This window comes from Parabacteroides sp. (assembly GCF_977054455.1).
On the sequence record NZ_CDRTCT010000023.1, the window covers coordinates 13,519 to 28,468 of the forward strand.

The 14,950-nt window shown below is 42.6% G+C and carries 12 protein-coding genes; 11 read left to right on the forward strand and 1 reads right to left on the reverse strand.

Annotated elements, in window-relative coordinates; translation table 11 throughout:
- The first annotated feature begins 189 nt into the window (after positions 1-189).
- The 7 genes from ACW6QF_RS12515 to ACW6QF_RS12545 all read left to right on the forward strand — a co-directional run bounded on the left by ACW6QF_RS12515 (position 190) and on the right by ACW6QF_RS12545 (position 6,663).
- Positions 190-891: a TapB family protein gene (locus ACW6QF_RS12515; RefSeq protein ID WP_298548165.1), complete on the forward strand. Its 702-nt coding sequence runs from the start codon at positions 190-192 to the stop codon at positions 889-891.
- A 135-nt stretch (positions 892-1,026) separates the two neighbouring features.
- Positions 1,027-1,446, forward strand: coding sequence for a PH domain-containing protein (locus ACW6QF_RS12520; RefSeq protein ID WP_456088075.1), 420 nt, complete (start codon positions 1,027-1,029; stop codon positions 1,444-1,446).
- Positions 1,447-1,464: 18 nt separating this feature from the next.
- Positions 1,465-1,845: a hypothetical protein gene (locus tag ACW6QF_RS12525; protein WP_456088076.1), complete on the forward strand. Its 381-nt coding sequence runs from the start codon at positions 1,465-1,467 to the stop codon at positions 1,843-1,845.
- Between the two features lie 10 nt (positions 1,846-1,855).
- Complete coding sequence (gene lpdA, locus ACW6QF_RS12530) at positions 1,856-3,199, forward strand: dihydrolipoyl dehydrogenase (protein ID WP_456088077.1); 1,344 nt, start codon at positions 1,856-1,858, stop codon at positions 3,197-3,199.
- Between the two features lie 420 nt (positions 3,200-3,619).
- Positions 3,620-5,164, forward strand: a complete 1,545-nt coding sequence (locus ACW6QF_RS12535; protein ID WP_298548172.1) for a glycine--tRNA ligase — start codon at positions 3,620-3,622, stop codon at positions 5,162-5,164.
- A gap of 6 nt (positions 5,165-5,170) precedes the next feature.
- Positions 5,171-5,740, forward strand: coding sequence for an FKBP-type peptidyl-prolyl cis-trans isomerase (locus ACW6QF_RS12540; RefSeq protein ID WP_456088078.1), 570 nt, complete (start codon positions 5,171-5,173; stop codon positions 5,738-5,740).
- Positions 5,741-5,934: 194 nt separating this feature from the next.
- Positions 5,935-6,663, forward strand: coding sequence for a nitroreductase family protein (locus ACW6QF_RS12545; RefSeq protein WP_456088079.1), 729 nt, complete (start codon positions 5,935-5,937; stop codon positions 6,661-6,663).
- Here the strand turns inward: ACW6QF_RS12545 and ACW6QF_RS12550 are convergent.
- Positions 6,660-7,250, reverse strand: coding sequence for a DUF417 family protein (locus tag ACW6QF_RS12550; RefSeq protein WP_298548176.1), 591 nt, complete (start codon positions 7,248-7,250; stop codon positions 6,660-6,662). The two genes, ACW6QF_RS12545 and ACW6QF_RS12550, sit on opposite strands and share 4 nt — an antisense overlap.
- Before the next feature lie 568 nt (positions 7,251-7,818).
- On the opposite strand from ACW6QF_RS12550, the gene ACW6QF_RS12555 reads away from it, so the two are divergent.
- The 4 genes from ACW6QF_RS12555 to ACW6QF_RS12570 all read left to right on the forward strand — a co-directional run bounded on the left by ACW6QF_RS12555 (position 7,819) and on the right by ACW6QF_RS12570 (position 14,946).
- Positions 7,819-8,403, forward strand: coding sequence for an RNA polymerase sigma-70 factor (locus ACW6QF_RS12555; RefSeq protein ID WP_456088080.1), 585 nt, complete (start codon positions 7,819-7,821; stop codon positions 8,401-8,403).
- 74 nt (positions 8,404-8,477) lie between these two features.
- Positions 8,478-9,470, forward strand: a complete 993-nt coding sequence (locus tag ACW6QF_RS12560; RefSeq protein WP_456088081.1) for a FecR family protein — start codon at positions 8,478-8,480, stop codon at positions 9,468-9,470.
- 101 nt (positions 9,471-9,571) lie between these two features.
- Positions 9,572-12,991: a TonB-dependent receptor gene (locus tag ACW6QF_RS12565; RefSeq protein ID WP_456088082.1), complete on the forward strand. Its 3,420-nt coding sequence runs from the start codon at positions 9,572-9,574 to the stop codon at positions 12,989-12,991.
- Between the two features lie 29 nt (positions 12,992-13,020).
- Positions 13,021-14,946 carry a RagB/SusD family nutrient uptake outer membrane protein gene (locus tag ACW6QF_RS12570; RefSeq protein ID WP_456088083.1) on the forward strand — a complete coding sequence of 642 codons (1,926 nt, stop codon included), beginning with the start codon at positions 13,021-13,023 and terminating at the stop codon, positions 14,944-14,946.
- Positions 14,947-14,950: the final 4 nt, after the last annotated feature.

A 14,950-nucleotide genomic window follows, 5' to 3' on the forward strand; every position in this document is an offset into this window, starting at 1 on the left:
TGTGGCTGACAAAGTTAGGAATTAACTTATTTGGTTGTACCTTATACAGCCCGCTTTCGTGCAAAATAGTCCGCATTACTGATTCTTTGGATATTTTAAACTTCCCGTCGTAAACATCTCAGAATGGAACCCTGTTCTATTGGGGCATTGGATATCCTGCTAATTATTAACACTTAAACGTTTTAAAATATGAAATCTAAAGTTGTATTGAGCGCCCTGGCCCTGCTGTTTGCGGCCGGTGCGATGGCTCAGGATTGTACGTTCTTTTTCCCGCAGACCAAAGGCACGCAGCTTGTTAAAAAAGGCTACGATGCGAAAGGAAACCTGCAAAGTGTGATGACCTACACGGTCGATGAAGTGAAGAACATCCCGTCCGGCCTGGAAGTGGAAGCCGATTATGTGTTTGTGAATAACGCAGGGACGGTTTACGACAAGGGCGACCTGGAAGCATTCTGCAAGGACGGCGAGTTCTTTATGGAAATGAAAGAAGTATTGTCCAACCCGTCTTTTGTCTCGACCGTACAATCGGATGTGGCTGCCACCGATGCCGTCATCAATTATCCGAGCGTTTCGAACGCGCCATCCGGCAACGGGGACGATATGTATTTTGACGATGCCTATATCCAGATCTACTCGAAGAAGGACCGGAAGGATCGCAAGAACGTGTCTATCTACGACCGCGAATATGTGACGACCGAACAGGTGGCGACTCCTGCCGGCACGTTCGACTGCACGAAAGTAAAGTATAAGATCAAATCCCGCTCCCCGAAGGAAACGATCGAGGGCTACGGATATGAATGGTACGCTCCGAATGTGGGTGTCGTAAAGAACGAACAGTATGACAACAACAACCAGTTGCAATACTATACTGTCCTCGAAGTTGTAAAGTAATGTAAGATATATTCCTTTTTGGAATTGTTTGACCGGTTTAAGTGGATGCGCTGTTACTGAGAAGTTGCAGCGCATTTTCTTTTCCCTGAATCGCCAAAAGAAATAAAATGATTATCTTTCGGCAAAATTCAGGATATGGACAGAGTCTTTAAATCGAAAGTAGGTTGGTGGTATCATCTGATACTGTTGGTGATGGCGGCAAGCACTGTTGCTGCATTTGTGGGCGGCAAGTCTCCCGTAACGATGATCGTGCTGCTGTTGTTTACATTGGAGTGTATTCACATGTTGTTGTCGACCTGGTATAAAATAACGGCGGATGGTTATCTGATTGCCCATTGCAGTATTTTCCCGGAAAAGCGGATTCCTATTTCGGAGATAAGCGCCGTCGAAGTGACAGTGATGCCTGTTTCGAGCTACGCCCTGTCGCTGGACCGCCTGATCATCTACAAAGGCGACACGCAGTGGCTATTGGTCTCGCCGGTCAACAAGCAGGACTTCGTCAAGCTGCTGAAGAAGCATAATCCCGATATCCGGATAAAGGATCCGGTTATCTAAAACTTAAAACATATTACCATGAAAGCACAGATTCGGAAAAACCAGAAAGATTGGCATATATACATCTTCTGGATTTTATTAGGAGCATTTGCTTTGTTGATTATTGTGAATGCTTTCAGCAGTAACGAGTTTGACCAACTGCCGTTGATCCTTTGTTTTCTACCGCTTGCCATACTTCAATTGCGTCCGTACCAGATAACAGATAAGGATATGTTGCACGGAAACGGACAAATCGACGTGAAACTGATCTCCCGGCTCGAATCTTGCGGAAATAGAGTCGTCGTCTATTACTCCCGCATGAAAGGAGGCATCGAGAGGCGTTCCTCTTTTTATCCGGCTGACAAGGAAGAATTTATTTCGATATTACAACAAATTAATCCCAATATAAAACTTAATTAAATCTGAGAACATGAAATACGATGTTGCCATAATCGGGGGCGGTCCTGCCGGTTATACGGCTGCTGAAAAGGCGGCTGCTGGTGGTTTGTCCACCGTGCTTTTCGAGAAGAACGCGTTAGGCGGTGTGTGTCTGAACGAAGGATGCGTGCCGACAAAGACGTTGCTTTACTCTGCGAAAGTGTATGATACGATCAAACACGCTCCCAAATATGCGGTGAGCGCGGAGAATTCTGCTTTCGATTTCCCGAAGATCATCGCCCGTAAGAATAAAGTCGTAAAGAAACTGACAGCCGGCATCCGCATGAAGATGAAGGAGAACGGCGTGGAAGTGGTGAGCGGCGAAGCCGAAATCAAAGGCCGGGCAGCCGACGGAACGATCACTGTCGCCTCGGGCGAAGCTGTTTATGAAGCTGCCAACCTGCTCATCTGCACCGGTTCGGAAACCGTCATACCTCCCATTCCCGGATTGGCGGAAACGGAATACTGGACAAGCCGTGAGGCGTTGCTGTCCAAAGAACTGCCGGCTTCGCTGGTGATCATCGGCGGCGGTGTGATCGGCATGGAGTTCGCTTCCTTCTTCAACAGCATGGGAACGGAAGTGCATGTGGTCGAGATGCTGGATAAGATTCTCGGTCCGATGGACAGGGAGCTGTCCGAGATGTTGCAGGCCGAATATGCCAAACGGGGCGTCAAGTTCTATTTAGGACATAAGGTGACTGCCGTAAACGGCGGCGATGTGACGGTCGAGAAAGACGGCGAGACATCAGTCATCCAGGGCGAAAAAGTCCTGTTGAGCGTAGGCCGTCGTCCCGTGACCAAAGGTTTCGGCTTGGAAACACTGGCCCCCGAACCTTTCCGCAACGGGATCAAAGTGAACGGATTTATGCAGACTTCCATCCCGAATGTGTATGCCTGCGGCGATATCACCGCTTTCTCCCTGTTGGCCCATACGGCTGTCAGCGAAGCGGAAGTGGCTGTCGATCATATTTTAGGCAAGAACCGCAGCATGAGCTACAAGGCCATTCCGGGCGTTGTCTATACCAATCCCGAAATCGCAGGCGTCGGCAAGACCGAAGAGGAACTGCAGGCCGAAGGCACGCCCTACACCGTCAAGAAGATACCGATGGCGTTCTCCGGCCGCTTTGTCGCCGAAAACGAGCAGGGCAACGGTGTCTGCAAGCTGATTCTGGCCGAAGACGAAACGATCGTCGGCGCTCATCTCCTGGGAAATCCGGCCTCCGAACTGATCGTCATCGCCGGTATCGCCATCGAAAAAGGCATGAAGGCCGACGAACTGAAAGCCATCGTCTTCCCGCATCCGACCGTGGGCGAGATCCTTAAAGAAGCGCTCTGATAATTATTCCCCATACATGCCCGGTCCCGGTCCACCCCGACAAACTGTCCGGTGGGCCGGGATCTTTTTGTTGAAAGCCTTGCTTTAATTCTCCTGAAGAGTGAAATGTTTCACTTTTTTTCATGGGGTGAAAATTTATTTTCCCGCCAGTGAAAATAAATTTTCTCCGGCAAGAAACAAAAGTTTCATGCCTATGGAACAAAAGTTCCCCTTCTATGAAACTGTCCCGAAATAGGCAACCGTCCGTCCTTTTCCGGGCGGGAGAAGATTCCGTTTTGCCGGTGTTTCTTCGAAAATATCCTTATAAGATGCTGAAAATGCTACAGGTTACCGAAAAAATCATTTACTTTGCAACCTTAATAGTGTGCCAATGCGCAAAAATGGCACATTGGCACATTAATTAATTGGCAAATTATTATTATGGCACAAGAAGATGTATTTAAGAAATTAGTTTCCCACTGTAAAGAATACGGGTTCGTATTCCCCTCCTCAGAGATTTATGACGGACTGGGTGCAGTGTACGATTACGGGCAGTATGGCGTAGAGTTGAAAAATAACATAAAGAAATACTGGTGGGACAGCATGACGCTGTTGCACGAAAATGTAGTCGGCATCGATTCGGCTATCTTTATGCACCCTACTATCTGGAAGGCATCCGGCCATGTCGACGCGTTCAATGACCCTCTGATCGATAACAAGGATTCCAAGAAACGCTATCGTGCCGATGTACTGATCGAAGATCACCTGGCGAAGATCGAGGAGAAGATGAATAAGGAAGTGGCCAAGGCCGCAAAGAAATTCGGTGAAGCTTTCGACGAAGCCCAGTTCCGCGCGACAAACGGACGCGTGCTCGAATACCAAGCGAAATGGAATGAGATCCACGAACGCTACTCGAAAGACATGAACGATTCCAATTTCGAAGACCTGCGCCAGCTGATCCTGGATTGCGAAATCGTCTGCCCGATCTCCGGAACCCGCAACTGGACCGATGTCCGCCAGTTCAACCTGATGTTCTCTACGGAGATGGGTTCTACTTCGGACGGCGCCATGAAAGTATATCTGCGTCCGGAAACGGCACAGGGTATTTTCGTCAACTTCCTGAACGTACAGAAGACCGGCCGCATGAAAATACCTTTCGGTATCGCCCAGATCGGAAAGGCTTTCCGTAACGAGATCGTTGCCCGCCAGTTCATCTTCCGCATGCGCGAGTTCGAACAGATGGAGATGCAGTTCTTCGTTCGTCCGGGCGAAGAGATGGAATGGTTCAAGCAGTGGAAGGCTACCCGCTTGAAATGGCACCAGGCCATGGGGTTGGGTAACGAAAAATATCGCTATCACGATCACGAAAAGCTGGCCCACTATGCCAACGCCGCTACCGATATCGAATATGAAATGCCGTTCGGATTCAAGGAAGTGGAAGGTATCCACAGCCGTACGAACTTCGACCTGAGCCAGCACGAAAAATTCTCCGGCAAGAAAGTCCAGTATTTCGATCCCGAACTGAACCAGAGCTATACTCCGTACGTGATCGAAACTTCTATCGGCGTCGATCGTGTTTTCCTGAGTGTGATGGCCGGTTCTTACTGTGAAGAGACGTTGGAAAACGGCGAAACGCGTGTCGTTCTGAAATTGCCGGCAGCGTTGGCGCCTATCAAACTGGCTGTCCTGCCGCTGGTCAAGAAAGACGGACTGCCCGAAAAAGCTGAAGAGATCGTAAACATGTTACGTTTCGATTTCCGTTGCCAGTATGATGAAAAAGATTCTATCGGCAAGCGTTATCGTCGTCAGGATGCGATCGGAACCCCGTACTGTATTACAGTTGACCACGATACTTTGAAGGATAATTGTGTCACGATCCGCTTCCGCGATACGATGGAACAGGAACGTGTAAGCATCGACAAGCTGCATGACATTATCACTGAAAAGGTAAGCATGAAGAATTTATTAAAAAAGATAATGGAGTAAAAACGAATGAAGAAATACCTGCATATCGCGTTGATGTTGTTGTGTGTCCTCGTTGTCTCTTCCTGTAAGGATGACGACGATGATACCGAGGCTGTTGAAAGAGAGGCTTATAAGTTGGAACAGGACATTGCCTTCCAGGCAAAAGTGAATGAAACCGGTTTCGAAAGATGGAACTCGGAAGCCGGTGACGGTTATGTTTTTGCCAAACTGATTAAGAAGGGGGATGGCGAGAAAGTCTATTTCAATAGCCGTGTCTCGGTCTACTATAAAGGTTCTTTGACAGACGGAACGGAGTTTGATGCCCGGTTGTTTGAAGACGGTACGCCCTTCAAATGCGCAGTCTATTCTGCCTATGCCAATTATGATTCGCGAACTAATCCGAATGGATATGGTTCCGTCATATCAGGTTGGACAGTCGCTTTGCAACACATGGTTGAAGGGGATAAATATGAGGTTTGGATTCCGCAGCAGTTAGCCTATGGCGCAAGCGACAACGGCGATATCCCGGCTTATTCGACTTTGATATTCGAAATCGAACTGGTATCGGTGGATGAGCAGGCGGCGAAGCCGAGTTAAACGAGATCGTTATCGAGCGATAGAAACAGAAAGGGTTGTCTGCGACGTGCCGGGCAACTCTTTTTCTGTATGTAAGGTCGTGTTAAAAGTTCAACTATCTGTGAAACAAATGACTTCTGCGAATGTTCTATCCATATATCAACTTAAGATCGATCCTATGTTTTTGCTGAATATTCTAATCAAATTGGTAAATGATGAATTTAGACGAAATTCTTGAATATAGACGTTCCGTACGGGTGTTTGATAAAAACAGGCCGGTAGATACTGCAAGGGTAAAGCATTGCTTGGAACTGGCAACATTGGCTCCCAACAGTTCGGATATGCAGTTATGGGAATTTTACCATATAACGGACCCGGAACTGTTGGCGAAGGTCTCGAAAGATTGTCTTGGACAGAAAGCGGCCGCCACCGCTTCACAGATTGTCGTTTTTGTCGTGCGGCGTGACTGGTATAGGAAGCACGCACGTTTCGTGCTCGATTTCGAACGCGACAACATCCGCCGCTACAGTCCGAAAGAACGTCAGGACAAACGTATCAAGGACCGGGAACTCTATTACGGCATGATAATGCCTTTCCTCTATGCCCGGTTCTTCGGGATCCTGGGGTTGTTCAGGAAGTTATTGGCTACTACCATCAGCCTTTTCCGGCCGATGATGATTGATGTATCGGAGAATGATATACGTGTGACTGCCCATAAATCTTGCGCCCTTGCCGCCCAGACGTTTATGATTGCGATGGCAAATGAGGGATATGACACCTGCCCTTTGGAAGGGCTGGACAGCCGTCGGCTGAAAAGAACATTGGGATTGCCTCATGGCGCTGAAATAAACATGGCAATCCCTTGTGGCATACGAGATGGAAATAAAGGGATCTGGGGAGAACGGTGCAGAGTCCCGTTTGATGAAGTGTATCGCCAACTTTAATGTTTCTTCTGTTTCAATATCCTCTGTGCGCAGTCAGAAAGTACAACGATTGCCCCGGCAATGATTGCCGTGTCTTTTATCACCAGTCTGCCTGCCCCGGTCAGCAGCGGGAATCCATGTTCTCCGCTTCCCAAGTCCGGTACCCATACTTCAGGCGTCGTCACCAGGAAAGAGAGCGTTCCGATCGTCATGATAATGGCAAGTCCTGCACCTACCAGGCCGATTTTAGGGGAGAAAATCCCTAAGAACGTCAGGATACCGATCGCCATGATCAGAATGCCTAACCCGTGCGAGAAGCCGTACGTGTTGTTTTCCACATGCCACTGATGTTTGGCCTCGTTGAATTCCCCCTCTTTCAGTTTATATTCTTTATATTCGGGAGCGCTTTTCGTATAGAAGAAGCTCATAAAAGGACTGTTCGCCACAAACGGCACGATACCTTCTGCTTCATAGTTATAGAATTTCAATCCTCCGATCCATACGAAGATGATCAGGATTGCCACGCGGATCAAGTTAATGCCCAATTTTTGAGTCGAAGCTGCAATGTTCAGGAAAGTGTAAAATAGATTACTTAATTTAGTCGTCATGTCTTTGCTGTTTTATATGTTTGTTTTATAATGCAAATATCGGCCTATTGCGGCTTGCGGTAAATGGCAATTTTGCCGGATAACTTATCAATTTTCCCTGATCTGGCTATTTATAGGAAAAGGAAACCCCTATAAACAATTAAAGGCTGTCTCACGACAACCCCTAACCAAACTTTGTTAACCTTAAATCTAATACTATTATGAAAAAACCACGATGCAAAGATACGGGTTTGTCTGAACTTGTCAAGGGTTGAAATGTTAAACAGTGCTATTCAATATGTAAGAAAAATTAATTGTGTGTTCGGTAAATCAATAGAATATAAGATTCTTGAAAAAATGATTACCTTTGGTCGGATTTACTAAGGAAAAAACGTAGAAGCGTTTCGTATTATTCTTTACTCAGAATCTGGCAAATTCATTACATGGAAGAATAATAGGCATAACGCTCACGCTCCCATAGGGCGTGGGCTATTGCTTATTTGCCATGTAAGCTTGCCAGAGCTCTGAGTACAGATAAGTTAATAGCTCCGCGCTTCTTTTTTTAGGATAAATAGAGGGAGATAATAATATGGAAGCGAAAATAGATATAGAGAAAGTCATAAAAGGAGATCATGTTGCATTCCGAACTTTCTTTGAATGTTTATATCCTAAATTGATGTCACTTGCTTGTCGTTTTGTAGATGAACAGGTTGCCAAAGATTTGGTACAAGAAGTTTTCACCTCTTATTGGGAACAGAAGAAGAATATACAAGCCGATAATATTCAGTCTTTCCTTTTTAAATGGCTGCAAAATAGTTGCTTGAACCATATCAAGCACCAGATGATTGTTGACGAGTACGAATCACGCGTTCGCATCGCTGAGGCGCGTATCGCTTTCTTGGATGAGTCCAGCGACGCTAACGATGTCCTTAAGGCCGTTATAAACCAGGATTTGCGGGAAATCATAGAACTCTCCGTTAATAAACTGCCTCCTAAATGCGCACAAGTTTTCCGGATGGCTTACTTCCATGATATCAGCCGTAAAGAGATAGCTGAAATTATGGAAATTTCCCCACGTACGGTAGAAGGACATATCCGGCAGGCACTCTCTTTCCTACGGGAAGATTTGAAAGATTTATTTATGCTTATTTTTATGCTTAGCAACATGAATTAAACTTTTCTTTATTTTTGACCACGTAAATTGTCTGATCTTGGTTGTCTTCTTTTTAGTAAGCATGATAAAGGAAGATGGACGAACAATTACTTATACGGTTTCTTACTCATACCTGTACTCAAAAAGACATTCTATTGATTGATCGATGGATTGCATCTGATAAGTCTCATGCTGATTGGTTATTTGAGATGGAATGTGCGTGGAGTCTGAAAGATGAAATGCGCTTTTCGGATAAAAGAGAAATAGAGCAGGCTTATAATCGTTTTATTCTTTCTCAGAGAAAGAATAAACAGCATTTTTATTCAATACTACAATATGTAGCAGCTGTTCTTATTACAGGCTTGTTAGGCTTAAATTTATATTGGATGGTTCCGATTAGACCTTCTGGATCTAATGTGATTGAAGTTTCAAAAGGGCAAAGAGCGTCCTTGGTGCTTTCCGACGGAACAAAAGTCTGGTTAAATTCTCAAAGCAGACTGTTTTATCCCTCTTTTTTTTCAGGAAAAGAAAGAAGTATCAGACTCGAAGGAGAGGCTTTTTTTGAAGTGGTGCATAGAGAGCATGTCCCTTTTGTCGTTCAGTCTCCATTATTGGCTGTGAAAGTTTTAGGTACAAAATTTAATGTTAAAGCTTATTCTGATGATGGAAAGGCAATCGTTACTCTTGATGAAGGAAAGGTGGAAGTAGAAACGAATGACCGGCAAAACAAATTGATCCTTAATTCTAATGAACAAGTTTCGTATTCGAAAAATTCAGGTATGACTTTGGAGAAAAACATTAATGCCAATGTTGTCAAGTCATGGATGAAAGGAGAAGGAAATTTTGTACAGCAGAGGCTCGATGATATTGTTCATGATTTGGAAAGAAAATTTGATGTAACAATAAATATAACAGATTATTCTCTGGAGGACGAGGTTTTTACTTGTCGTTTTAAGGAGACAGCTACGATTGAACAGGTTTTATTTTTGCTGAAAGAAACTCGGAGGTTAGATTACTCGATTGAAAGAGGAAATATACGGATTTTTAAACCCCTAAAAAATAGAATGCCTATGGAGAAGGATTTATAAAAACAAGAGCTGAAGATACCGCAAATATCTTCAGCTCAGATTAAGCAAGTAACGCTTTAGAGATGACCTAAATTTATTACCAACTAATCATTTACAAATGTATGAATTATATTATGAAAAATGCGCCGTGCGGTGTATATAAATCATTATGGTTCCCAAAAAGTCTAAATATTATAAGATGTGCATTTTTCTTTCTATTGTTGGGGACGCTACAAGTTGTGGCAAGTGTGACATATTCCCAATCTGCACGTCTGTCTTTGGACATGGAGAATGCAACAGTACGCGAAGTTCTTTCTTCAATAGAACAGAAGAGTGATTTCTATTTTACTTACAATGTGAAGAATATCAATGTTGATCGAAAAGTATCAATTAATATCCAGAATAAGCTTGTTAAGGATGTGTTAGATGAACTCTTTGCAAAAGAAAAGATAGGATATAGTATAAACGACAAGCATATTGTCCTTTATAAAATTGAAGATAAGAATAGCATACCTAAAAATCAAGCAATCAAACAAAAGGAGATTTCTATATCGGGTATTGTCACTGACGACAAAGGCGAACCGATTATCGGCGCCAATGTTGTTGAACGTGGTACAACGAATGGCAGTATTACCGATTTGGAAGGAAAGTTTTCGTTAACGGTTGGAACTAATGCAGTTTTAGAGATTTCATATATCGGGTATCACAGACAAATTGTTCCTTTAGCTGGGAAAACCTCTTTCAAAATTGTATTAAAAGAGGATGCGGAGCATTTAGAGGAAGTTGTTGTTATCGGCTATGGAACACAAAAGAAAGAAAATCTGGTCGGGGCTGTCGTGACCTTAAAAGGTGAGGAAATTTCTTCGGCAGCAACATTTGATGCAACCAATGCAATTTCAGGTCGTCTTCCCGGAACATTCGTAACACAAGAGTCTGGAGAGCCGGGTAAAGATGCTGCTAAAATATTGGTTCGAGGTAGATCGACTTTAGGAGAAAAAAAAGATATAAATCCTTTAATCGTAGTCGATGGTATTCCGGATAGAAGCCTGTATGAAATAGATCCGAACGATATTGAAAATATATCGGTATTGAAGGATGCTTCTGCTGCTATTTATGGTTCGAGAGCTGCAAATGGGGTAATCCTTGTCACGACAAAAAGTGGAGCGAATAAAAAAGCAACTCTAAATTATCAATTTTATCAAGGTTTCAATAAACCTACAATCCTGCCTAAAACAGCCAGTGCGGCAGAGTATGCTCAATACATCAGCGACTATCAGGATTATGAAGGTTTGAGCCGGCTTTATTCAGATCGAGATATTGAACTGTTTAAGAGCGGAGTTGATCCGTGGGAGCATCCGAATACGAATTGGATGAAGGAGCTGGTAAGAGAATGGACTACTGAATCCCGTCATAATCTTTCTATAAGTGGAGGATCGGATAAAGTAAGATATTATGCTTCGTTTGGATATAAAAATAATGAGGCTATCTATCAAACAAAATCCGCCAGATACAAACAATATAACTACAGAGTGAAAGTGGATGTCCCAATTATTGATTGGATCGAGACCTCTATCTTATATAGCGGATATGTAACAACTAAAAAATATCCGACAACTAATACGGATCAATTGTTCGGATGGGCTTCAATGGTTGTTCCGACTATGCCGGCTTATTGGCCGACAGGAGAACCTGGGCCGGATTTTGAAGCCGGTGTGAATCCTGTGGTGAACACAAGTTTTGATGCGGGGTATGATCAAACTGATAATTATAAAAATGAAGCGACATTTAAGGTCTCTATTAAACCTCCTATGGTAAAGGGTTTATCCATTGACGGTTTTTTCAATTATGATGTAAATCATCAGAATAATAAAAGATTCAAAAAGCCTTGGACATTGTATTATCCTAAATATGAGACGGCAATTAGAAATGATGAAGGTTTTATAACAAGCATGGATTTGGAGCCGAAACTTCGCGGGCTTGATTCTCCTGAATTGACGGAAGAGAATGCGAGGACGAGGAGAAAGATGTTTAATGTAAGTGCAAGTTACGGTAGAACTTTTGGAGATCATACATTTAACATCTTTGGAGCATACGAGCAATTCGATGAAGACTTTTTCGATTTCAATGCTTATCGGAAATATTTTATTTCGGACTTGGTACAAGCGTTGGATGCTGGTGGTGAAAAAGACAAATCCAATAGTGGAAAAGTCAGTATTTATGCTCGTAAGTCTTGGATTGGAAGATTAAACTATAGCTTTAAAGACCGGTATTTGTTGGAGTTTATTCTTAGGCGTGACGGTTCGTTGAAGTTTCCTCCTTCAAAAAGATGGGGTAATTTTCCGGCAATCTTATTGGCATGGCGCGCTTCTGAAGAACAATTTTGGAAAGACAATCTGTCTTTTATTGATTACTTCAAGCTGAGAGGGACGTATGGTAAAATGGGTATGGATCCGGGAGACTCGTTCCAGTATATGAATAAATATGCTTTGGCTGCCGGTATGACATTAGGTACGAATAAAGAGGTGGTTACTAAAATTTACCAGTCTGTGATAGCAAATCCTCATATTACATGGGAAAAGCAGACAACCTATAATATCGGTTTCGACTCTCGGTTCTATAATCAGATGTTTTATCTGAATACGGAGTTTTTCTATAATAGACGTTCTGATATTTTAGTAAAGAAAAATGCATCTGTTCCAAGCTTTACCGGGCTCTCATTGCCGGATGAAAACATCGGTATCGTAGATAATAAAGGTATTGAAATAGATGCTGGTTTCAATAAATCTTTTGGTGAATTTAACTTGGATATATCAGGTAACTTAAGTTGGGCACGGAATAAAGTGAAATTCATGGATGAACCGGAACGCTCTGTGCCTTGGCAGCAAGTGACCGGGCATCCTTATGGCTCGAATCTGGTTTACAATGCGATCGGAATCTTTAAGACTCAGGAGGAAGTGGATGCATATCCTCATTGGACAGGAGCTAAACCCGGTGATGTGATCTTTGAAGATGTCAATGATGATAAAGTCATTAATGCGGATGATCGAATCTTGTTGGATAAGACTGATGCTCCCGAATTGTTTTATGGTATCAAAATAGGTTTACAGTATAAGAATTGGAGCTTAAACATACTTGGGCAGGGACAAGGATCATTCTATAGAAGTACGATAGGAGGTAACAGAGGAATTGGACAAAACGTTTTCAAATGGATGGCAAATGGATACTGGACTCCTGAAAATAGTAATTCGGATCAAGCCCGTCCTTTCCACAGAGCTGACCAATATTGGTCGTATGCGAGTAACGCCAATACCTATTGGTATGATAATATGGCTTATTTCCGTTTGAAGAATGTCACGATCAATTATAGCATACCTAAAAGTTTATTGAGCAAAGTCTATATATCGCAAGCCAATATCTTCTTGTCAGGAAATAACCTGTGCCTGCTATATTCCGCTCAAAGAAATTATGACCCGGAAGTTGGTAATCCTCAAGGTTATCCGGCGATGAGAACTTATTCTGTCGGACTTAATGTCACTTTCTGATATTATAAATACTTTATTTTTTAAATAATATGAAAAGATATCTATGTAAATATAATGTTATTATTATCCTTTCAATGATAATAATGACTTCTTGTAGTGATGTTTTAGATAAAGACCCAGTTGACTCTTTTAATGAAGAATCACTCTTTAAAGACATTAATCTGGTGGAGGCATTTCTTTATCAGTGTTATGATCAAATAGGTGGAGATCATGAAAATGTGTTAGGAATGAAGGAAGACCTATTGTCTTCTTCGACCGATGAACTCCTTAATATTCATAGAGCTGGTGAAGTTACTTTTACAAAGGGAACATTAACACCAAGTTATTTAGGACATTTTGGTGGAACGAGTGGAGTTCGTTATAATTTTATCTTGTGGAATGATTTATATAAAAATATAAAGAACGTAAATACTTTGTTGGATGGCATAGATAAGGTTCCTGCCGAGACTCAGGCTGATCAAGCCAAAATCAAGCAAATAAAGGCGGAAGCATATTTTATCCGTGCTTTTGATTACACGAATTTGCTTAGGGCTTATGGCGGATTGGTTATCTCTGATAAGAAATATAATTTGGATGATGACTTCTCTGCATTTACTCGCTCCTCTTTGCAAGAAACAGTAGATTTTATATTAGGTGATATAGAAAAAGCAATTGCCGACTTGCCTCTAAAAACAGATATTGCTCAAGGAAGAGCGACTAAAGGCGCAGCCGCTGCCTTGAAGTCAAGGTTGCTGAGCTTCATAGCCGGAGAATTGACAAATGGTGGATATGAAAAAAGTAATTCATTTGTTTCATTCTCCGATAATAACCGGAAAGAGCGGCTGTTGGCAGCGAAGAATGCGGCAAAAGATATTATTGACGGAAAATATGGAGTTTATGCTTTAGCTGGCATAGCTTCTGAACCTCCTGCTGACATGACACAGGAGCAAGTAATGGAATATGCTACAAATTATGCCAATATCTTTTTACAAAAAGGTGTATGGAACGATGAGGTGATTTTTGGTGTACAATATTTGAATAAACAAGGGAACAAAGCTCAAAACAATTTATTCTGGGGGCCGAATGGATATAATTGTTGGGGAAATAATGAACCTGTCGAAGATTTAATAAGAGAATACGAGATGCAAGACGGGACAGCTTTCCAATGGGATAAATATAATCCTGGAGAAGTAAATATTAGAACTTTTACACAAGAGCAGCAAGCGGTTGATCCGGAAGTGAATCCTTATGTTGGAAGAGAACCTCGCTTCTATGCCTCTATTTTGTTTGACGGAGCTCCGTGGAGAGAAAGATCAGAAACTAATAATAAAGTGGAAATTGGAGCAAAGGTCAAAAGTGCTGGGAAGAGTTTGATCGGGAAAAATGTGGCCGATCTGATGAACGAGATTAAGAATTTGGAGGCTGTTACAGTTGGTGGATATGACTCTCGTTCAGCAGCCAATCAAGCTTGGAACGGGACAAAAACAGGTTATTATCTAAGAAAAATGCTTGATATCACCATTAATGGCGAAACGGATAATAATGAAAATACCTGGGTCGAAATGCGATATGCTGAAGTATTACTGGATTATGCGGAAGCTTGTATAGAACTTGGGGAAGTTGAGGAGGGATTAAAAGTTGTGAATCAGATTAGAAATAGAGCTGGATTGCCGGGGCGTACTTTAACAACCGATCAGGGGCAAGCCAGAAGATGGTATAGGCATGAAAGATTAATCGAGATGATGGCCGAAGGAGATAGATGGTACTGTATTCGGAAATGGATGATCTGTGATAAGGTTATAAAGAGCTTCAGTCCTACCTATATTTATCATTTTGAGGATGGTGTTTCTTTTTACATCTATAATACTACCACTATGGCTGATGCCAGAGAGTGGAAAGACAGGCAGTATTGGTTGCCGATTTCTATTGATGAAATGAATAAAGCTCCTCAGTTACAACAAAATCCGGGTTATTAATTAT

Bases quoted from the DNA above. Each gene is read 5' to 3' on its own strand.
- ACW6QF_RS12545 (WP_456088079.1), top strand. From the start codon at position 5,935: ATGAATTTAGACGAAATTCTTGAATATAGACGTTCCGTACGGGTGTTT.
- ACW6QF_RS12560 (WP_456088081.1), top strand. From the start codon at position 8,478: ATGGACGAACAATTACTTATACGGTTTCTTACTCATACCTGTACTCAA.
- ACW6QF_RS12535 (WP_298548172.1), top strand. From the start codon at position 3,620: ATGGCACAAGAAGATGTATTTAAGAAATTAGTTTCCCACTGTAAAGAA.
- ACW6QF_RS12550 (WP_298548176.1), bottom strand. From the start codon at position 7,250: ATGACGACTAAATTAAGTAATCTATTTTACACTTTCCTGAACATTGCA.
- ACW6QF_RS12515 (WP_298548165.1), top strand. From the start codon at position 190: ATGAAATCTAAAGTTGTATTGAGCGCCCTGGCCCTGCTGTTTGCGGCC.
- ACW6QF_RS12565 (WP_456088082.1), top strand. From the start codon at position 9,572: ATGAATTATATTATGAAAAATGCGCCGTGCGGTGTATATAAATCATTA.
- ACW6QF_RS12540 (WP_456088078.1), top strand. From the start codon at position 5,171: ATGAAGAAATACCTGCATATCGCGTTGATGTTGTTGTGTGTCCTCGTT.
- ACW6QF_RS12520 (WP_456088075.1), top strand. From the start codon at position 1,027: ATGGACAGAGTCTTTAAATCGAAAGTAGGTTGGTGGTATCATCTGATA.
- lpdA (WP_456088077.1), top strand. From the start codon at position 1,856: ATGAAATACGATGTTGCCATAATCGGGGGCGGTCCTGCCGGTTATACG.
- ACW6QF_RS12570 (WP_456088083.1), top strand. From the start codon at position 13,021: ATGAAAAGATATCTATGTAAATATAATGTTATTATTATCCTTTCAATG.
- ACW6QF_RS12555 (WP_456088080.1), top strand. From the start codon at position 7,819: ATGGAAGCGAAAATAGATATAGAGAAAGTCATAAAAGGAGATCATGTT.
- ACW6QF_RS12525 (WP_456088076.1), top strand. From the start codon at position 1,465: ATGAAAGCACAGATTCGGAAAAACCAGAAAGATTGGCATATATACATC.